The organism is Brevibacterium antiquum CNRZ 918 (genome assembly GCF_900169145.1).
Lineage (GTDB): Bacteria > Actinomycetota > Actinomycetes > Actinomycetales > Brevibacteriaceae > Brevibacterium > Brevibacterium koreense.
Window position 1 is genome coordinate 43,480 of sequence record NZ_FXZD01000010.1, and the last position, 19,991, is coordinate 63,470.

General features: G+C 63.5%; 19 protein-coding genes. 14 read left to right on the forward strand and 5 right to left on the reverse strand.

Annotated elements, in window-relative coordinates; translation table 11 throughout:
* Positions 1–84: 84 nt before the first annotated feature.
* Both glmS and BANT918_RS13745 read left to right on the forward strand, forming a co-directional pair.
* Entirely contained in the window at positions 85–1,959 is a 1,875-nt protein-coding gene (gene glmS / locus BANT918_RS13740; RefSeq protein WP_101620790.1) for a glutamine--fructose-6-phosphate transaminase (isomerizing), read from the forward strand.
* Between the two features lie 10 nt (positions 1,960–1,969).
* On the forward strand, positions 1,970–2,392 hold the full coding sequence (locus tag BANT918_RS13745; RefSeq protein ID WP_101620791.1) for a holo-ACP synthase: 423 nt from the start codon (positions 1,970–1,972) through the stop codon (positions 2,390–2,392).
* Positions 2,393–2,799: 407 nt separating this feature from the next.
* Here BANT918_RS13745 and BANT918_RS13755 read toward each other — a convergent pair whose 3' ends face one another.
* Positions 2,800–4,092, reverse strand: a complete 1,293-nt coding sequence (locus BANT918_RS13755; protein ID WP_101620793.1) for a hypothetical protein — start codon at positions 4,090–4,092, stop codon at positions 2,800–2,802.
* A 187-nt stretch (positions 4,093–4,279) separates the two neighbouring features.
* On the opposite strand from BANT918_RS13755, the gene BANT918_RS13760 reads away from it, so the two are divergent.
* Positions 4,280–5,520 (forward strand): IS3 family transposase gene (locus BANT918_RS13760; protein ID WP_101620794.1). Its coding sequence is split into 2 segments (ribosomal slippage): positions 4,280–4,601 and positions 4,601–5,520, totalling 1,242 coding nucleotides; the frame shifts between segments, so codons are not numbered across the junction.
* 47 nt (positions 5,521–5,567) lie between these two features.
* Complete coding sequence (locus BANT918_RS13765; RefSeq protein ID WP_233430503.1) at positions 5,568–5,900, forward strand: glycosyltransferase; 333 nt, start codon at positions 5,568–5,570, stop codon at positions 5,898–5,900.
* Positions 5,901–6,628: 728 nt separating this feature from the next.
* Here the strand turns inward: BANT918_RS13765 and BANT918_RS13775 are convergent.
* Entirely contained in the window at positions 6,629–7,156 is a 528-nt protein-coding gene (locus tag BANT918_RS13775) for a hypothetical protein (RefSeq protein WP_101620797.1), read from the reverse strand.
* Positions 7,157–7,737: 581 nt separating this feature from the next.
* Here BANT918_RS13775 and BANT918_RS13785 point away from each other — a divergent pair.
* From BANT918_RS13785 to BANT918_RS13810, 6 genes are all read left to right on the forward strand, one after another.
* On the forward strand, positions 7,738–9,042 hold the full coding sequence (locus BANT918_RS13785; protein ID WP_101620798.1) for a M20 metallopeptidase family protein: 1,305 nt from the start codon (positions 7,738–7,740) through the stop codon (positions 9,040–9,042).
* Between the two features lie 10 nt (positions 9,043–9,052).
* Positions 9,053–10,648, forward strand: coding sequence for an NAD(P)H-hydrate dehydratase (locus tag BANT918_RS13790; RefSeq protein ID WP_101620799.1), 1,596 nt, complete (start codon positions 9,053–9,055; stop codon positions 10,646–10,648).
* A 90-nt stretch (positions 10,649–10,738) separates the two neighbouring features.
* Positions 10,739–11,953, forward strand: coding sequence for an alanine racemase (alr, locus tag BANT918_RS13795; protein ID WP_101620844.1), 1,215 nt, complete (start codon positions 10,739–10,741; stop codon positions 11,951–11,953).
* Positions 11,953–12,597 (forward strand): tRNA (adenosine(37)-N6)-threonylcarbamoyltransferase complex ATPase subunit type 1 TsaE, encoded by a 645-nt coding sequence (gene tsaE, locus BANT918_RS13800; RefSeq protein WP_101620800.1) that lies wholly within the window; start codon positions 11,953–11,955, stop codon positions 12,595–12,597. Before alr ends, tsaE begins: the two co-directional genes overlap by 1 nt.
* Positions 12,594–13,322, forward strand: a complete 729-nt coding sequence (gene tsaB / locus BANT918_RS13805; protein ID WP_101620801.1) for a tRNA (adenosine(37)-N6)-threonylcarbamoyltransferase complex dimerization subunit type 1 TsaB — start codon at positions 12,594–12,596, stop codon at positions 13,320–13,322. The genes tsaE and tsaB overlap by 4 nt, the downstream gene beginning before the upstream one ends.
* Before the next feature lie 36 nt (positions 13,323–13,358).
* Positions 13,359–13,847 carry a GNAT family N-acetyltransferase gene (locus tag BANT918_RS13810; protein ID WP_101620802.1) on the forward strand — a complete coding sequence of 163 codons (489 nt, stop codon included), beginning with the start codon at positions 13,359–13,361 and terminating at the stop codon, positions 13,845–13,847.
* On the opposite strand, the gene BANT918_RS13815 is transcribed toward BANT918_RS13810, so the two are convergent.
* Positions 13,828–14,595 carry a maleylpyruvate isomerase N-terminal domain-containing protein gene (locus BANT918_RS13815; protein WP_101620803.1) on the reverse strand — a complete coding sequence of 256 codons (768 nt, stop codon included), beginning with the start codon at positions 14,593–14,595 and terminating at the stop codon, positions 13,828–13,830. The two genes, BANT918_RS13810 and BANT918_RS13815, sit on opposite strands and share 20 nt — an antisense overlap.
* Positions 14,596–14,663: 68 nt before the next feature.
* Positions 14,664–15,326, reverse strand: coding sequence for a heme oxygenase (biliverdin-producing) (locus BANT918_RS13820; protein ID WP_101620804.1), 663 nt, complete (start codon positions 15,324–15,326; stop codon positions 14,664–14,666).
* A gap of 143 nt (positions 15,327–15,469) precedes the next feature.
* On the opposite strand from BANT918_RS13820, the gene BANT918_RS13825 reads away from it, so the two are divergent.
* From BANT918_RS13825 to BANT918_RS13840, 4 genes are read left to right on the forward strand one after another with little or no spacing between them, the layout of a single operon-like run.
* Positions 15,470–16,417 (forward strand): aldo/keto reductase, encoded by a 948-nt coding sequence (locus BANT918_RS13825; protein WP_167389478.1) that lies wholly within the window; start codon positions 15,470–15,472, stop codon positions 16,415–16,417.
* On the forward strand, positions 16,414–16,998 hold the full coding sequence (locus BANT918_RS13830) for a hypothetical protein (RefSeq protein ID WP_101620805.1): 585 nt from the start codon (positions 16,414–16,416) through the stop codon (positions 16,996–16,998). The genes BANT918_RS13825 and BANT918_RS13830 overlap by 4 nt, the downstream gene beginning before the upstream one ends.
* The gene (tsaD, locus tag BANT918_RS13835; protein ID WP_101620806.1) at positions 16,995–18,074 is read left to right on the forward strand and encodes a tRNA (adenosine(37)-N6)-threonylcarbamoyltransferase complex transferase subunit TsaD; all 1,080 of its coding nucleotides are present in this window, start codon (positions 16,995–16,997) and stop codon (positions 18,072–18,074) included. Before BANT918_RS13830 ends, tsaD begins: the two co-directional genes overlap by 4 nt.
* On the forward strand, positions 18,061–18,648 hold the full coding sequence (locus tag BANT918_RS13840; RefSeq protein ID WP_101620807.1) for an NUDIX domain-containing protein: 588 nt from the start codon (positions 18,061–18,063) through the stop codon (positions 18,646–18,648). Before tsaD ends, BANT918_RS13840 begins: the two co-directional genes overlap by 14 nt.
* A gap of 184 nt (positions 18,649–18,832) precedes the next feature.
* Here BANT918_RS13840 and BANT918_RS13845 read toward each other — a convergent pair whose 3' ends face one another.
* Positions 18,833–19,960, reverse strand: a complete 1,128-nt coding sequence (locus BANT918_RS13845; RefSeq protein ID WP_101620808.1) for a glutamate--cysteine ligase — start codon at positions 19,958–19,960, stop codon at positions 18,833–18,835.
* Between the last annotated feature and the right edge of the window lie 31 nt (positions 19,961–19,991).

Sequence of the window (19,991 nt, forward strand, 5' to 3'; positions counted from 1 at the left end):
TGTTCGGATCGTCGAGGTGACAACGAGAGATCGCCGAGGTGGTCGATGCAACGATATTTGACTTGATTGCGTAAAATTCCACTCATGTGTGGAATCGTTGGTTATGTATCCAAAGCAGACGTGGACAATGCTGATCACTCAGCGCTCGATGTGGTGCTCAGCGGCCTGAAACGGCTCGAATACCGGGGCTATGACTCCGCGGGAGTCGCCCTTGTCACTCCTGCTGGTGTTCTGGAGACCGCGAAGAAGGCCGGCAAGCTCTCGGCGCTGACCGATGAGCTCGAGGTCAACCCGCTCCCGAAGGCGCAGACGGGCATCGGACACACCAGGTGGGCCACCCACGGTGGACCGACCGACCTCAACGCCCACCCGCATGTGGCCGACGGCGGAAAACTGGCGCTGATCCACAACGGCATCATCGAGAACTTCGCCCAGCTGAAGAAGAACCTCGTTGCCGAGGGTGTCGAATTCGAGTCCGAGACCGACACCGAGGTTGCGGCCGCCCAGCTGGCCAAAAACTACCAGGACACCGGTGACCTGACGAGGGCCATGCGCGTGACCGCCACGCAGCTCGAAGGTGCCTTCACCCTTCTCGCCGTTCACGCCGATGCTCCCGGTCAGGTCGTCGCCGCACGCCGCAACTCGCCCCTGGTCATCGGACTGGGCGAAGGAGAGAACTTCCTCGGCTCCGACGTTGCCGCCTTCATCGACTACACCCGCACCGCCGTGGAGATCGGTCAGGACCAGGTCGTGACCATCACCCCGGAGACCGTGGTCATCACGGACACCGACGGCAACGAGGTCGAAGGCGTTGAGTATAAGGTCGACTGGGACGCCGCCGCTGCTGAGAAGGGCGGATTCCCTTCGTTCATGGACAAGGAGATCCACGACCAACCACAGGCCATCGCGGACACACTGCTGGGACGCCTCGACATCGACGGCAAACTCACCCTCGACGAGATGCACATCGACGAGACCGTGCTCAAGACCATCGACAAGATCATCGTCATCGCCTGCGGCACCGCAGCCTACGCCGGCCAGGTCGCCAAGTATGCGATCGAACATTGGTGCCGCGTGCCCGTCGAGGTCGAACTCGCCCACGAATTCCGCTACCGCGATCCCGTGGTCAACGAGAAGACCCTCGTCGTCGCGATCTCCCAGTCAGGCGAGACCATGGACACGACCATGGCTGTGCGCCACGCTCGTCAGCAGGGCGCGAAGGTCATCGCGATCTGCAACACCTTCGGATCGACCATTCCCCGCGAATCCGACGCCGCACTGTACACGCACGCAGGCCCGGAGATCGCCGTCGCCTCAACCAAGGCCTTCCTCTCACAGGTCGTGGCCTGCTACCTGCTGGGCCTGTACCTGGCGCAGCTGCGCGGCAACAAGTTCCGTGACGAGATCGAAGTCATCCTCGACGAGCTCCAGACCATCCCGGAGAAGGTCCAGAGCCTCCTCGACAATGACAAGGAACAGGTCCAGGCACTGGCCCGCCGCAACCAGGACGTCGACTCCGTGCTGTTCCTGGGTCGCCACGTCGGCTACCCGGTGGCAATGGAGGGTGCGCTCAAACTCAAGGAGCTCGCCTACATCCACGCCGAGGGCTTCGCCGCCGGTGAACTCAAGCACGGACCGATCGCACTCATCGACGACGGTCAGCTCGTCATCATCGTCGTGCCGTCCAAGCGCGGCCGCGATTCCCTTCATGCCAAGGTCATCTCGAACATCCAGGAAGTCCGGGCCCGCGGGGCGAATACCGTGGTCATCGCCGAAGAGGGTGACGAAGAGGTCCGCGAGTTCGCTTCCGAGGTCATCTACGTTCCCCAGACGACGACGCTCATGGCACCGCTGCTGACCACGGTTCCGCTGCAGATCTTCGCCATGGAACTGGCCACGGCCAAGGGCCTCGACGTGGATCAGCCGCGCAACCTGGCCAAGTCCGTGACAGTGGAGTAAGGACGGCGACATGGCGATTCTGGGAATCGGAACCGACATCGCCGATGTGCCTCGGTTCGCCGAGCACATAGAACGCTTGCCCGAACTCCTCGATCGTCTGCTGACTCCGGCCGAGCAGCTCAAACGTAACGGCAAACGTCGCACGGATGCCTCCTTGGCGGCGAGATTCTCCGCCAAGGAGGCACTGAAGAAGGCGATCGGCTTCCCCGGATGGCTGCCCTGGCAGTCCGCCGAGGTGGTCCCCGCCAGGTCCGGTGCCCCCTCATTCCGTCTGCGGGGGCTGGTGCTCGAGCACTTCTACCGCATCGGCGCAACGAACATCCACCTCTCGATCACCCATGACGCGGACCTCACCATGACCTTCGTCATCGTCGAAGGCGAAGGACCTTCGCTGAGCCCCGACGTGGAATGGGCCGCGGACCATTTCGGGTAGGTTCGCAGTGGGGGAGTCATTCACTCACCTCGACCTCCGTGGACCGGTCGCCCCCATGGTCGCCCCATGAAGGGTGCGGTATGGCTTCGTCGAACGCACTGCCAGACAGTGGCCACTGCGGGAAAGAAGCGGAGAATGACTCGGTAAGTGCGATAGACGGCTTCGAAGGTTCGGGCACCACGAAGGGGCGGTGGGGGTAGACAACTCCGCGTTGGTCGATGATCCCGCCTGCTTCGAGGAGCTCACTCCTGATGCCAAGGCGTTGGTTCACGCGGATTCTGCTGTCGATGCACAACACAGCTGTCGATACACTCGCCACGATTGAGGTAGCTGCGATCGAGTAGGACAATGCCTGCATTGAGCACAGCGAGGTGGCCAGAATCTTGAGTTTGACCTGCTCAGAACCCTCACCACTGCGTTGTCAGGAGAGCCTCGATCGCGATAGCCGATGCCATCTGAGTGGCAAGCAGGGGCCGTTGCCACCGCAGTGGCAACAGCGATGGCAACACCAGTATCCAGATTGTGAACGGCAGCCAGATTCGTTCCACCTCCGCCTTGCTCATGCCCGACAGTGTCGCCACGAGGATCGAGACGAACCCGGCGCAGCCCAGGACAGCGACCACGCGCCGGCCTCTGTCGGCCCCCCGCCACGCTTCGGCGATGCTGCGGGGAAGGGCCGCCCATACGGCCAGTCCGCTGGTAAATGTCCAGGCCCCCAGGTTCGCCCACACCCAGTAGCCGTATTGCCGTTTGTGTTGGATCCCGTCGTAGTAGCGGGTGACCAGGACGGGGAACCCCTCCCACCACCGGAATCCGGCCAGGGTGAATGCCACGGCGACGGACAGCGCACCTCCGAGTGCCCAGGGCAGTGCCGACCATCTGCCGCCGAGATAGATCACGGCGATGGCGAGGATCCCCAGAAGCATCAGCCCATAGGAAAGATAGACGCACAGGCCGAGTAACAGCCCCGCCGGAAGACCGAAGCCGATCACGCGCGAACGGCGGACTGCTGTCGAGGCCAGCGCCAGAAGCGCCAGCCCCCAGGCAGCTACTGCCATGAACAGCGCATCAGCGGACACGCCCATCCAGATCGCCGCGGATGCGGCTATCAGCCAGGGCGCTGCGCGGCGGGCGAACTTCTCCGACGCCAGGGTCTTGACGGTCAGCAGGACTGCGACGACCCCGGTGCATCCGAGAGTCATGACGATGACACCAGCTGTGTACGGGTCCTCGATGCCGATCCGGTCGAGCAGGATGAAGAACAGCGTTGCGCCCGGTGGATGCCCGGCAATGTGAATGGGCCAGTGGTCAGGCGCGCGCAGGGGTACTCGTTCGATGAATCCGGACAAGAACGCAGGGATCGAGGACACTTCTTTGGCATCGACGAAGTATTCGCTGGGGCGGGCAAACACCTTGCTGATGCTTTCCTTGCCGCCGACATGGGCCAGTGCGGCTGTCCACAGCCAGGATCCGGTGAACACTGCGACCAGGTAGGGGCTCCAGTTCAGTGCGGAGCTGATCCGTCGCCAGCACAGAAATCCGGTCAGTGCAACGAGTACCGGCAACACCAAGGTGGGCGCCAGGTCGGGTGTCCACCTTGCCTTCAGAGGAGGCCAGTAGATGAAGACATCGGTTCCGGTCGCACGCGGCCAGATGATGGCGGCGGCGACCACTACCGCGCCGATCAATGTGCTGATCATCGCCGCTGTCCAGGCCCGGCGGGAAAGTAAGGATGCTTGGGTGGGCACGATCACATTTTAACACTGATAGTGTCACTCTATGGATAACCGCCTGGTACGTGAGCAACTTCCCTGCACGGGGCTGAACCCTGAGTGGTGGACACGCTGAGACTGGCCCATAATGGGCCGGAGAATGCGAGTAGAAACCATGCCGAAGAAGAAGTACTCGGATGAGTTCAAAGCCGACGCCGTCGAGCTGTACGAGACTCATCCAGACATGTCCTATACCCAAGTCGCGGCTGACCTCGGCGTCTCCCGCGGAGCAATCAAGACGTGGGTGTTCCAGGCTCGGAAGGCTGCCGGGGCGGTACCCACGAGCGCGCCCGATCACCCGGAGACGCCGGAGGAAGAGGTGGCTCGCCTACGGGTGGAGAATGATTCGTTGAAGGCCGACAAGCGGGCTCTGCGCACTGATGTGGAGCGTTTGGAAGAAGAGCGAGCCATCCTGCGCAAGGCCACGAAGTATTTCGCGGCAGAGACGACCTGGTGATCCGCTTCCAGTTCGTTGACGACCACCGACACACCTACGAGGTGAAGCGGATGTGTGCAGTGCTGGGCATCCAACGCTCGTCCTTTTACAAGTGGCGTGAGACCATGTCCGATCGCGCGGCTTCACAGGCCGCTGATGAGGCGTTGGTCGACCGGATCCGGGACCACTATGAGGAGTGGAACCACACGTACGGGTACCGGCGGATCACCGTCGAGTTGGCCGAGGATCCAGCAGTGGACGGGCCGGTCAATCACAAGAGAGTTGCTCGGCTGATGCGCCAGCACAACATCGTCGGTGTCCATCTGCGCAAGCCGCATATCACCACGATCAAGGACCCGGGTGCCCAGGTCTTCGCTGACCTGGTGAAGAGGGACTTCACTGCTGACGAGTTGGGGACGACTTATGTTGGCGACATTACTTATTTGCCCTACGGAAGTGAGGGGAAGTTCTTGTATCTGGCCACGGCCATCGATCTCTACTCAAAACGGATCGTGGGTTGGTCGATCGCTGACCATATGCGCACCAGTCTCGTTGAAGACGCGTTACACAATGCATCAAACAACAGACAAACATTACGGGGTGCGATTATGCACACGGACCACGGGCGTCAATATACGTCTTCGTCGTTCCAAGCGACGTGTGCCCGGTTGGGGGTGGTTCAGTCGATGGGCCGAATCGGGTCGAGTGCTGATAACGCCCTGGCGGAGTCGGTCAATGCGGCGCTGAAGCGTGAGGTGTTGCAGGGAGCTAAACGGTGGGAGAGCGCGGCCCAGTGTCGTCGAGAAGTGTTCCGGTGGCTGGTCCGGTACAACACGGGCCGCAGGCATTCGAGTCTGCGTTATCGAGCACCGCTTGACGTTGAGTGCGATTGGGCGTCTATGATGGATCTTGCCGCCTGATAGTACACATTGCTGTGTCCACTCTCAGGGGTTCACGCCCCACCGTGGTGATTCCGTGCCGCGACGAGGCGTTGGCATTGCCCGGCGTATTCAGCACCATACCCGGCGACATGAGCGTGATCGTCGTGGACAACGGTTCGGTCGATGGTACGGCCGGCGTCGCCCGCGGCCTGGGCGCCACAGTGGTGTACGAGGCTGTTGCCGGTTACGGCGCAGCGGTGCAGGCCGGAATCCTCGCGGCCACGACACCCTTGGTGGCAGTGCTTGATGGCGATGTGGATCGCCCTGAGTTCGGTGGAGAGCTGGTCACGGTATGCCGGCCGCATCGGGCCAGCTGGTATGAGTGCAGTAGCGGTCCTCGAATTCGAGCGGAGGGCTGATACAGAGTTGAGTGACAGCCAAGCTGGTTCGATGCCATCAGAATCATCTCGTAGTCAAACCGTTTCAAAACCCATGGGTTTTGAGGCAGAAAGGTTATGAGACACCTGTACGTGGCCAAGCCACAATAGCGTCGCCAGGCCCGCATCCGTCCCTGTGGGAAGTAGGGTGACCGTCATGAGAGAAATTAGGTTCTTCCCTGACTGGGGTAGAAAGGAACCCCTGTGGGAGTCGGACGCGTATGACTATGCTGTACGTGGGTCTGATCTCTCGATATCGCCGCAACTTCAGGCGGACCTCCGTAGTTACATGCGCTTCTGGCATGAGCATTTCCATGAAGAAGACGAGTGGGATTCCGTCTTGTCCAAGAATCATTTCTCAGATGAAGGATCTCGTCTCATTCGGGAGTTATCCGAACAGCTCAAAGGGTGTGCGGTCATCGTCGACGAGAGAGATGAATACGCAAGAGAGTGAGTCCAAAAGCAAGCCGCAGGATTTGCGATGACCAGGATGGACCGCTGAGGACGTTACCTGTCTCGTCAGTTGGTCGCGGATGACTTTGCATCAGCCTCTTCCAGCAAACAGCGCATCCGGAATCTGGCCGAGCCGGCCTTGAGCGTTCATAGATCGCCGCCGTGCTTCGCTGAGGCACACAAGATGCTGCAAACTTCGCATCAGTCCCAATCGTCAAAGCCGGGAAGCAACTTGAACCGAACCGTTCGCGAATCCATCAGCGGACGGGGTAGGTGGACAGCTGATCCCGTAACGCAACCGCTGCGTCTTGGATCTGGTGCTTGCTCGTGACAATGGCGAGCTGAGATCGCTTTGGCGATAGCGGGTCAAACGGAGGCACAGCGGCCTCATGACTTAGCCCAATCAGCAGCTCTACTTGCGATTCTGACTGCTTGCCGACCGCAAAGCTCAGGTTCGGCTCAGTAAACGTCAGCCATTTGGGTACATGTTCATCGACGTCAGGACTTTCAGGTGCTGAAGCCTCCTCGACGGGGGCAGTCGCCGTTGTGGCTACCTCGGCGATCTGCTGAAGCCAATCTGACAGTCTGACGACCTCCCAGGTGGTCAGGGACGGGTCCTGGAAAGACCATCGCGTGCCATCGCTCGCTCGCACAGACCCTTCAACAACTAACCAATTGGAATCCCAGGAGGCGGCGTCTGCCGGTTGGTCTTCAGTCTCTTGAGTCAGCCACTGGTAACCAGCGATTTGTAGTTCCAACTTCGTGTTCTCGTCGTAAAGTCGCACGCGTCCAGGATACGGCCTCATGGCTTGCTAGCGCGGTGAGCCGGATGGGCCTCCTGCTTGGTGCCGACTGTGCGCTCACTATCGGCTCCAGCCATTCCCGTTTCCGACATTGCCTCGCAACCCTACGGATATAAGACGTCTCGTCGTCCTCTCAAACCGGCACGATGTCACTGGGCGTGTTCCCCCGACCTTTCGAACTTGTCAGTCAGCCGTCGGATTCTTACAACTATGTTTTGCAACATGATGGGTGGTTCGGTGTACTCGCCGTTAGCTATGAGACACGTTGGAGCCCCGCCTTGGCGAAACTGACAGGTATACCCGCGTATTCGCCCGCGACCAATCCGCCGACTGCCAACATGCCGAGAGACAGGAATAGATCTTGGAGGTCGACCTTGCCGGATCGCTGACAGTCAGGTCCGCAATGCGACACGTTCTGTCGAGCGCGGCGAACTGGCGGCTCAGGTCGCTCGTGATCTCGGAATGTCGCGGGCGACCATCTGCCGGTGAAGCTCATACTAATGATCCCACCTCGGATCCGGACTTCGACACCACCTCGGCGCGGTCGGCAATAGACTCAGACCATGAGCACTCCTTCTGACACCGCCCCTGCCGATGCCGCCTCCACCGACACTGTCTCGGCGCAGACGGCGACTGCCCTCGACATTCACCTCCCCACCGCCGAGGATGCCGCGGACATCGCACCCGGCCTGGTCACACTGCGACGAGCCCTGCACGAGAACGCCGAGGTCGGACTCGACCTGCCCGTCACACAGAAACTCGTCCTCGACGCCATCGAAGGCCTCGACATCGAGGTGACGAAGGGCAACGGACTCTCCTCGCTCGTCATCGTGCTGCGCGGTGGGGCACGGAAGAACGACTCGACCGGTGTCGTGCCCGCAGTGCTGCTGCGCGGTGACATGGACGGACTGCCCATCCAGGAGGCGACCGGCTTCGACTTCGCAGCCACGACCGGCCGCATGCACGCCTGCGGCCACGACCTGCATACGACCGGCCTGGTGGGAGCCCTCAAACTGCTCCACCGCGACAGGGACTCCCTGCCCGGTGACGTGGTGTTCATGTTCCAGCCCGGTGAGGAAGGCTGTGACGGGGCCGGAAAGATGATCGACGAAGGCGTCCTCGACGCGGCCGGCACCCGTGTGAAGGCCGCCTTCGGCATCCACGTCTCCGCAGACCAGGACCTCGGCTACGCCTACTGCCGCCGAGGCTCGTACATGGCCGCCTTCTCGAAGATGTCCATCACGGTTCGCGGCAAGGGCACCCACGCCTCCCGCCCGGCGACCGGCAGAGACCCGATCCAAGTCGGCGCCATGCTCGTCGGGCAGCTCCAGGAATATGTGACCAGGCGCTTCGACATCTTCGACCCCCTCGTCATCACGGTCGGTCAATTCAACGGCGGCACCGCACCGAACGTCATCCCCGACTTCGCGGAGCTCGTCGTCAGCATCCGCACCTTCTCCGACGACGTCACGGCCCGAGCCGAAGCGGAGCTGCCTCAGCTCGTGGCCGAGCTGGTGTCCGCCCACGGCCTCGAGGCCGAGATCGCCTACGAACGGGTGCTGCCGCCGACGATCAACGACGACGCCGAGGCGGACTTCTTCCTCGACACCTTCGCCAACCTCTTCGGAGCCGACCGTGCCGTGACCCGACCCAACCCCATTCCCGGTTCCGAGGACTTCTCCCGTGTGCTCGAACAGGTTCCCGGCGCCTACGGACACTTCGGGGCTGCCCTGCCCAACCTGCCTGTTGAGGAGCGCGAGGCCAACCATTCGCCGCGAGCTCGCCACAGCGACGAGGGACTGGCCGATCAGGCACTGTTCCTGGCCCATCTGGCCGGTCGGAAGCTCGCCCGATTGGCCCAGGAATGAGGAGGCGCTGATGTCAGTCTTCGCCTACCCCAGCCAGGTCATCCGCGAGGCCGAACGTCCGCTGCTCGATGTGGGCGTCGACCTCATGTCACGAGCGGCCCGAGCGCTGGCGCGGTGCTCCGCCGAGGTGCTGCAGGAATCTCGTGGACAGGTGTCAGGATCGCGCGTCACGGTGCTCGCTGGGCCCGGCAACAATGCCGGAGACGGCCTCTTCGCCGCTGCCGCGCTTAGCCGGCGAGGTGCCCATATCACCGTGGTCACACTCTTCGAGGCCACCCATGATGGGGGCCTGGACGCCGCACGTCGAGCCGGGGCCGATGTCATCGGCTTCCCCGAGACAGATGCGGACATCAGTGCCGAAGTTCTGCGTGAGCTCACTCGCTCCGACCTCGTCTTCGACAGCATCCTCGGCACCGGCGCCAGACGCGGGCTTCCGACCCACATCGCCTCCCTCCTCAACGACTGGCAACGCTCGAGCAGCGTCAACGGCACACGGGGCAGGAACAGCGCCACGGGCACGCACGGCTCCAAGCGTGCCGCTGCGACCGTCATCGCCGTCGACGTTCCCTCCGACCTGTCCCCGGACGAAAAGGGTTCGACGGACCGGATCCACGCCGATCACACAGTGACCTTCGGCGGGCTCAAGACCGAGTTGACCGATCCTCGTGTCAGGGCCTTCACCGGAACGGTCACCGTCATCGACATCGGGCTCGAGCTCGATGCGAAGCTGGCCACCGCCGAGGTGGTCGACACCGGCGATCTCAACGCCGACTTCCCCCGCCCGGGGCCCGAAGAATACAAATACTCCCGCGGAATCGTCGGGATCCTCGCCGGATCCGAGGAATACCCCGGGGCAGGGGTCCTCACATCCACCTCGGCGGTCAACTGCGGAGTCGGCATGGTCCGATACCTGGGATCCCAACTGGTCGCCGAGTTCGTCATCGGCCTCCACGCTGAGGTGGTCACCGCCACCGGTCGCATGGACGCCGTCGTCATGGGGCCCGGCGACCCCGAAACCGAACACGTCCATGACGCTGTGGACTCCCTGTCCGAGACGAACGTTCCCGTGGTCCTCGACGCCGGTGGCCTCGACATGGTCGGTCGCGCCGAATCCGTCAAGGGCACGTGGCTGGCCGAACGTCCCGTCGTCCTGACACCGCACGCCGGCGAGCTGGCACGGCTGCTCAGCCGAATCCTCGGCGAGATCATCACCGCCAGCAGGATCAACTCCGAGCCCATCGGCTGGGCACAGATGGCCGCGCGTCTGAGCGGCTGCATCGTCCTGCTCAAAGGCCACCAGACCGTCATCGCCGCCCCCGACGGGTTCTGCGTGCTCCCCGAGGTCGGACCGGCCAGCCTGGCCACGGCAGGTTCCGGGGATGTGCTCGCTGGGATCATCGGTGCCATGGTCGCGATCGCCCACGCCAGGAACCAACACTCTTCGGCAGAGCATCCGCTGCTCGAGCGGGAACTGGCCCACACCGTGGGCCTCGGCGTGCTCGTGCACAATGCCGCCGGACGTCGGGCCGTCAACGCCGGGGCCCTGGTCGATGCCGTCGCCGAGGTGACCGGTGAACTCGTCCACGGCGGATACCTCATCGAGTGACCCGGTCCCCGTATGAGTGAAAAGGACTCTGTTCGCTCTGACACGATCCCTGTTCAAGCCGGCAGCGAGGGCGCACGGTATTCTTATCCAGTGACATCAACCGATTCCTCAGGGGCACTGGTGAAGGCCGAGATCGACGTGACCGCGCTGCAGGCCAATGCCGCGGCGCTGGCCGAGCGACTCGCACCGGCCCGCCTCAAGTGCGTCCTCAAGGCCAATGCCTATGGGCACGGCGTCGACATCGTCGCCCGCGGTCTCTTCGCCGCCGGCTGGCGCGACTTCTGCGTGGCTACGATCGGTGAGGCCCTGCACCTGCGTGAGATATTGGGCAGCGGTGTCACGATCATTGCGTGGCTGTACGGGCCCACCACCGACCTCGACGCTGCCCTCGCTGCCCACATCGAACTCGGCGTATCCACCGTTGCCAGCATCGACAGGCTCCGGCAGGCCGCCGAACGCACGCACACCACGGCCCGCCTCCACCTCAAGGCCGACACTGGGCTGGGCCGCAACGGACTCGCTCCGGCCGATTGGGCATTGGCCTTGGACCAGCTGCGGACCCTGGGCGACGAACCCGATCCGTGCATCGAGATCGTGGGAATCATGAGCCACTATGCGGTCGCGGACGAACCGGAACGGGGCGAGACTGCGCAGCAGACGCACATCTTCGACTTAGCCCATCGGGAACTGAACGCGGTTCTCGATGACGCGGAGGGCCGCCTCGGCGAATCGGATCGACTCGACGTCCATATCGCGAACTCACCGGCCGCACTCACTCTCTCACCGTTTCCCGGCACCTGCGCGAGGGTCGGCCTGTCGCTCTACGGGCTCTCCCCGCTCGAGGATCAGGACTCCACCGATCTGGGGCTGACGCCGGTGCTGAGGCTGGTCTCCCAGGTGGTCAATCTCAAGGACATTCCGGCAGGTCATGGCGCTTCCTATGGGCTGACGTTCACGGCGGCGGCGAACACGCGTTTCGCCCTGGTCCCGGGCGGCTACGGCGACGGGATTCCCCGGACGGCCTCGAATCGGGCCGAGGTCAGCATCCGCGGCACACGGTATCCGGTGGTCGGTCGGATCGCGATGGACCAGATGATCGTCGAGGTCGGTGCGGGCGAAGTCGCCATCGGTGACGAAGTCGTCCTCCTCGGACCCGACGGACCCAGCGCAGCTGAATGGGGCGACTGGGCAGACACCATCAACTACGAGATCGTCACCCGCATCAGCGAGCGCGTCGAGCGCGTGGAAGCCGGCGGGACGATCGGCGACGGCGGACCCCAGCACGGTGCGGGCACGGTGTCGTGATGAAGTTCGAACTGTCGTCATTGGCTCAGATGAGAGCCTTCGCCGAGGTGCTCGCCGGGCACTTGCGCGCCGGTGATCTCCTCATCCTCAGCGGCAACCTCGGTGCCGGGAAGACGACCTTCACCCAGTCCCTGGGGCGCGCGTTGGGCGTGGCAGGGCGCATCACCTCGCCGACGTTCGTCATTGCACGTGAGCATCCTTCGCGCAGTCACGGTCCTGCACTGGTCCATGTCGACGCCTACCGGCTCTCCGATGCCGAGGAGCTCGGGGACCTCGACCTCGACTCGGAGCTCGAGGAATCGATCACCGTCGTCGAATGGGGTGCGGGTGTGGCTGAGCAGCTCAGCTCGGACTATCTGGGTCTGACGATCACCCCGATGTTCAGCCTCGGCGAGGAGCCCGACAGGGATGCCTCGGCCGGGACCGATGCAGACAACCAGGGCCAGGACTCAGGCGAAGACGAGGACGCGATCGAGGACGAACGGCGGATTGTCGAACTGCACGGGCACGGCGCCACATGGGACGAGCGATGGCCGCGCCTGAGCGATTCGATTCGCACCGAGGCGGCTGTGGGGCCGAACGTCGCTGGCGCCGCAGGTGACGTCGACGCGGCCGTGGCTGCGGACGAAAGGGACAACACATGATCATTCTCAGCATCGACACCTCACAGTCAGCCTCTGTGGCCTTGGTCGACACCGCATCCGGTGCTGTTCTGGCCGTCGAACAGACCGATGACCAGCGCAGACACGTCGAATTCATCGGACCCGCCCTGTTACGGGTGCTGGCGCATGAGGTGCAGCCCGAGCTTGTCGTCACCGGAATCGGTCCGGGGCCGTTCACCGGTCTGCGGGTCGGGATCGCGGCCGGCATCGCGGTCTCTCAGGCTCGTGGCATCCCGGTCAGGGGAGTCCTGTCCCAGGCCGCGCTGGCCGAGGAGTTCTGCCGCAGGTCCGAGGGTGGCGGAGGGCCCGTGCTCATTGCCGCTGATGCTCGGCGCAAGGAAGTGTATTTCAGCGTCTACGAGGCTTCGGACGCTTCTCTGAAGTCCGGGCCTTTCGTGGCCAAGCCTGCCGAGGTCGCAGACGTGCTCGCCGACCAGGGGTATCGACTCGAGGTGCCGGGGGCCGAAGCCGGGCAGAGCTGCGATCGTGTCGACATCACCGCACGGATCGGCCGCGGCTTCGTCCTCTACGACGATGTCATCGGAGCATCGGGGCATCCCGAGCTCGTCGATCCGCGCGCAGAGTTCCTCGCGTTCTTCGCTGCTCGCTCGATCGCGGCAGGCGAGGAGCTGGGCGAACCGGTCCCGGAGTATCTGCGCGAACCCGATGCCAAGTCGGCCCCGGTGCGCGAGAGTCACTTGAAGTGAGTCAAGGCAGCCAGAAGTGAGTGAAGGCAACCAGAAGTGAGCGATGCGACTGAGCAAGACGACGTGGTCATCAGCGACGTGCACTGGTGGGATCTCGCGGAAATCGCGGACAACGACTCCCGGGTCTTCGGGGCCACCGCGTGGACCGTGCAGTACTACTGGGCGGTCATGGCGCAGCCGGGAACGGTCATGCTCATGGCCAGAACCGCCTCGGCGGGTCAGCGTTCTTCTGATTCGGCGGGGGAGCTGGCCGGATGGATCGTCATGTCTGTCGGTGGGGACGAAGGCGACGTGATGACGATCGCCACGACTGCGGCGGCCCGCGGCCATGGCATCGGCCGGTCCCTGCTCACGAGCGGGATAGGCTGGGCCCGGCAGCAGGGGGCTCACGTCGTCCATCTCGAAGTCGACGAGCACAACGAACCGGCACTGGACCTCTACCATTCCATCGGATTCTCCGAATGGGGCAGACGCCCGGATTACTACCCGGGTGCCGACGCGATCCTCATGCAGCTCCGCCCCTAGGGCTGGCCGGGCCGCGTCGATCGCCCTGCGCACCACAGGCTCCGAGGCGCCACAGGCTCTGAGGCGCCACAGGCTCTGCCGCCCGGCCGAAGAAGTGCTCACATTCTCCGAGTCCTCGCTGCTTCAGATGGCGGTGAAGTCTGGGGGGCAGCCGATCTCGGCCGGTGATCCCACGAAGAAGCTGCACGGCTTGCTTCGCAGTCGCGATCTGAGAGCACAGGGTGATGGCATTGCCGATGTTCTGCTGCAGGCGCTCGGGAATCGGCTGTCCAGTGGCCAGTGCGAGATCAAGGCCGTGCACGGTGAGTTCGAAAGCGCGCGAGGGCAGGTAGTCGTCGAGTCTCATCGCCCCGACTGGAGTGAGGACGATCGCATGCGCAGGTGTGCGAGCAACCAGATCGCATACCCGTTGGGCGATGGCCTCGGCGGCTGCGGCGGGATCATCTCCGAGTTCTCGACCGGCGTCCTTCCCTCGCAGCTCAACCTGATGGGCGTCGGCCAGCATGGCAGACGCGCCACGGTAGTAGTCCGCAGGCGAATCGACGTCGGGCTGCCTCGTCGGCGATTCTGCGCCAGCGCTCAGATACCTCTCCACCGTGGTGAATGCGCGGCACGTGTGCCCGAGCAGAGATCGCACATCCCACTCACCGAGCCCGGGAGCGTCCAGCTGGTTTCGGGTGGCCGGGAGCAGGGCTGTCAGTGCCGACGCCGATGAGTCGAACCATTCGCGACCAGTCATCTTCTGCATACAACTCCGCTTCTCATCTCCGGTCAAGTGTGATTCGGCTCGTTGCAGAGTCGAATCGCGAATGGTGCCTAGGCGATGGTGGCTGCAGACCGCTGCGACATGGCGGTCAGCTCTGCGAGGAGTTCCCCGTTGAGCCTGAACGCGGTCATCGTCTCATCGATGACGGTCTGTTCGTCCCCGCCGGTGCCTGCGATGTCGTTGAGTCGCAGACGGTAGGCATCCTTATACGGTTTCGTCTTGCCGAGTTCGGCGAAGTCCCACATCGTCAGCGCGCTGGTGGGCAGAGCGTAGTGCCTGGCCATGAGCGCTCCGATGGCCTGCCCGCCGGACAGATCGCCGAGGTAGCGCGTGTAGTGATGGGCGATGAGCTGCTCCGGACTCTCGATCCCAGCGAGGTGGGCTGCGTAGAATTCGGCACTGCGGGTCAGAGGCGAGTCGACATCGCTGAGCCTGAACTGGTCAGAGCTGGTCAGTTCCTGCAGGTCCCAGACGATGCGCTCATGTCGGAACAGATTCGCGTCGTAGAACCCTGCGAAGATCGTGTCTTCGGCGAACTCCCGGGACCTCTGCTCGAGGACGCCATAGATGACCTCGTACTGCTTGAGCAGAAGCGCATAGGCGCGTGAGTCGAGCCTGCCCTCCATGAGATCGACCATGAAATCGGTGTGCTCGACCTCGTCATGGATCGTGGCTGTGCTGGCCTTGAGCCGAGCTGAGAATGGTTCAGTCATGAAGTTTCCCCATTGAGAGATCGATGATCCGGAAGTGTCTCGATGATCCGAACGACTACAGTACTCGTTTTCATCTTAGCCTAGCCTGCCCTAACATCTGACTCATTCCTTCGTCGACCGCTGCCAAAGGGTAGGCTGGAGTCATGGAAAGAGTGCAATTGGCTGACACGAATCTGATGGTCCACCCCCTGCATCTGGGAGGCAATCCCTTCGGATGGGGTGCGGACCGGGACCAGAGCTTCGCAGTCCTCGACGCCTACGCCGAGGCGGGTGGAAACTTCATCGACACGGCGGACGCCTATTCTGTGTGGGTCGACGGCAACTCCGGCGGTGAGTCGGAGACCATCATCGGCGAATGGATGGCCTCGCGTGGCAACCGCGATGACATGGTCATCGCCACGAAGGTGGGAATGCACCCGAAGCACAAGGGCCTTGACCCAGCCAATATTCGCGACTGCATCGACGCCTCCCTGCGTCGTCTCGGCACAGACCACGTCGACGTCTATTACGCCCACGCCGACGATGAGGACGTTGATCAGGTGGCTGTGGCGGAGACCTTCGACGCGTTGGTGCGCTCCGGGAAGGTCAGCTACCTCGGCGCTTCGAACTTCACCTTGAATCGTCTGCAGTCGGCAATGAAGATCAGTGCGAAGTACTCGCTGGCGTGCTACCGCGTCGTCCAGGATCGGTACAATCTCGTGGCCCGCAGCGCGGTGGACCCACAGAAGCAGGCCTACCTGCGCTCCAACGGCATCGCTGAACTTCCCTTCCACTCCTTGGCCTCGGGATTCCTGACGGGAAAGCACACCGGCGGAGACGCCACCGGCAGCGTGCGCGGTGAACGCGTGGCCGACCTCCTCGAGAACCAAGAGGCGCTTCGCGCTCTCGAAATCCTCGACGACGTGGCTTCGGCGCACAACTCCACCATGACCGCAACCACCCTGGCCTGGCAGCTGTCACACGATTTCATTCCCTCCACCATCGCCTCGGCGCGGGTGCCCGAGCAGCTGACGGAACTGCTCGCGGGAACCGAACTGCAGCTGGCCGATGACGAGATCACGGCCCTCAACGAGGCATGGGTGGAAGCATGACGAGCACCAGCCCACGCCTTGTGAAATGGGAGAACGGCACCGACCTGGTCATCGAACTGCCCTTGGCCCTCGACGTTGCGACCGTCTGGTCCAAGCTCGTCGACAGTGAGACCGCCAGAGCCTGGTTCGCGTCCTTCACCGTCGACGAGGCGGCAGCCAGCTCGGACAGCGACGACTCGGACAGCGAGGACAGTGCTGAGGGGGATTCCAATCCTGCGATCACCTTCGACCTCGGTGAGACCAAGCTGCACGGTGAGATCCTGAGCTGCGAGGTCGAGGACCATGTCCTCGTCGAGCTCGACGATTTCGGCGTGCTGGGCATGGCGCTGCTCGCGCTCGAACTCACAGATGGGGACGCGACCCTTCTGATCTTCACCCAATCCGCAGCCGACGTCGAGAGTGCACGTCTCAAGGCCGCGGACTTCGGACCGATGTGGGACACGCACCTGCGCCTGTTCGCTCGGGTCCTGGGACTCGACGTCGCCGAGGCCGGTGAGGAAGAGCTGCTCGCGCTCTACGCGGACCTCGAACTTGAGGACAGCGAAACACACGACAGCGAGGACGGGGCGGCCGAGGCATGAGCGAACCGCTGGTGCTGGGCATCGAATCCTCGTGTGACGAAACCGGAGTCGGGATCGTTCGGGGCCGGACGCTGCTGACCAACACGGTCTCATCCTCGATGGATGAACACGTTCGCTTCGGCGGTGTGGTCCCCGAGGTCGCCTCACGCGCACATGTCCAGGCCATTGGTCCGGCCATCGCCTCGGCCTGCGATCAGGCAGACATCGCGCTGGGTGACCTCGATGCCATCTCCGTGACCGCAGGCCCGGGACTCAGCGGTGCGCTGATGGTCGGAGTCGGTGCAGCCAAGGGCCTCGCCGCGGCACTCAACCTGCCGCTCTACGGGGTCAACCACCTCGCCGCACATGTGGCGGTGGACCTCATCGCCACCGACGTCGACGGTCTGACCACGCCGACCATCGCACTCCTCGTCTCCGGCGGGCACACCGAGATCCTGCGCATCGGTGACGTAATCGATGACATCGAACTCATCGGCGCCACGATCGATGATGCTGCCGGCGAAGCCTTCGATAAGACCGCGCGGCTGCTGGGGCTCAACTACCCCGGCGGGCCGAACATCTCCAAGGCCGCTCTCGGGCAGCTCGACGGCAGCGGAATCCCCGGCGATCGCACCGCCGTGAAGTTCCCCCGCGGACTGGCCAAGAAGCAGGACCTGCGCGACCCCGAACGTCGCTTCAACTTCTCGTTCTCCGGACTCAAGACCGCCGCACTGCGGGAGGTCACGAAGGCCGAGACGCTGGGAACCCACCTGCGGGTCGCCGACATCGCAGCGGGGTTCGAGGACGCCGTCGTCGACGTCCTCGTGACCAAGACTCTGCTGGCGGCGGCCGACACCGGAATCAACCACGTCGTCCTCGGCGGGGGAGTCGCCGCGAACTCCCACCTGCGCGAGGTTCTTGGAACCAGATGCGCCGAGGCGGGGGTGAGGCTGCGCGTGCCGCCTTTGAGCTTGTGCACGGACAACGGAGCCATGGTCGCAGCCCTCGGTGCCGAACTCGTCCGCCGTGGAATCGGACCCAGCGACCTGTCATTTGCCGCAGTCTCTTCATTGGATGTCGATCATGTCCTCGTCTGACCCGAACGCAGGCGACCAGAACGCCTACACGCACGACCGAAGCGGTGCCTCACGCGATGAGACCGCATACGGTCCGAACTCGAAGGATCTGCCCGACTACCTGCCGCCTCGGCGATCAGGAGACGGATGGACTCTCGGCTCGGACGGGCAGAAGCATTGGGGACTCAATGGGGCAGCGGGATTGATGCTGCTTGACCCTGCGCAGGGGATCCTCATGCAGCACCGCGCCCTGTGGTCGGTCGAAGGAGGGACCTGGGGTTTCCCCGGTGGTGCCCGTGACCTGGGCGAATCCGCTATCGAAGCGGCCGTTCGCGAGTCCTGGGAAGAAGCCGGTGTCCCCGACCGTGAGGCCGAGGGCATCGAAGTCCTCGAGACCCATGTCCTCGATCTCGGCGACTGGTCGTACACGACGGTCATCTCCCGGGCTCTGCATCATTTCGACCCGGTCATCAGTGATCCGGAGAGCATCGAGCTCGCCTGGGTGCCGATTGAACAGCTCACGGATCTCAAGCTGCACTCCGGGGTCGCCGCGTCGCTGCCGGTCCTACTGGAGCTCCTCCGCCCCCACCTGTGAGCATTGCAGCCCAGCTGCTGGGCCCCGTGTGGAGCGTCGCCTGGGCTCCGTGTGGAGCGTCGTCGAGTTCCGGGTGTTGTACCGCGGCACTGGTGTGCGCCTGCAATTGTCGAGCCAGCACCCGTGTTTCGGCGAATGTGGGCGGGGCAGCGGCTGGTGGAACCCTCAGGTGTATGTGGAACCCTCAGGTGTATGAGGTGCGCAGGTCGCTGATCAGCGATCGAGTCACCTCGGTCAGCGATTGGGTGTCCTTGAACACGTTCTGCAGCCGCTGATAGGGCACGCCGCGGTCGATGATCGAGGTGATGGAGTTCAGCTCGTCTGTGCAGCCCAGACGCTGTGCCACCGGGGCCAGGCGCGCGATCTCATCGGCCAGGCATTCGGTGACCAGACGCTCATCGGCCTCGGCATTCTCGATGATGATGGCGTCCATGCCGTAGCGTGCGGCACGCCACTTGTTCTCGTCGTGGAACCAATCCGGCATCGTCGGCAGGGCCTCACCGGCATCAAGACGGGCGGAGAAGTCGTCGACGAGGCACTGGATGAGAGCTGTGATCGCGGTGATCTCCTCGAGCGTGGGCAGCCCATCGCAGACTCTGACCTCGACGGTTCCCCAGTTCGGGGCGGGCCGGATGTCCCAGCGGATCTCATTGATGTTGTCGATGATGCCAGTGGTGAGCATGTCGGCCACGTACTTCTCGTAGTCCGACCACTCGTCGAACTGGAAGGGCAGTCCAGCGGTCGGCAGCTGCTGGAACATCATCGCCCGGTTTGAGGCATAGCCGGTGTCGGTCCCGCCCCAGAACGGTGATGATGCGCTCAGTGCTTGAAGGTGGGGGACATAGGCGAGGAGGGCGTTGACGATCGGCAGCACCTTGTCCCGGGAGTCGATGCCCACGTGGACGTGGACGCCGAAGATGAGCATGTTCCGGCCCCACCACTGGGTGCGATCGACGAGCTCGAGGTAGCGGTCCTTGGCGCGGACCTCCTGAGACTGCCACTGCGCGAACGGATGCGTCCCAGCAGACATGAGTTCGATTCCACGGTCCTCGGTGAGCGTGCGCAGGGCACCCATGGACGTGGCCAGGTCCTCAGCGATTCCGGACACCTGCTTGTGGACGCCGGTGACGAGCTCGATCGTGTTCGTGAGCATTTCGCCCACGATCTGCTTCTCGAATTCGGGTGCACGTTCGGCGACATCGGCGAGGAGGATCTCGGCGGCGGGAGTCAGATCAAGGCTGTCCCCGTCCAACAGAGCCAGTTCCCATTCGACTCCAAGCGTGGAGCGGGGTGAGCGTGCGAAATCGACCATGGATCGATCATAGTATTCCGCACCTGATTTT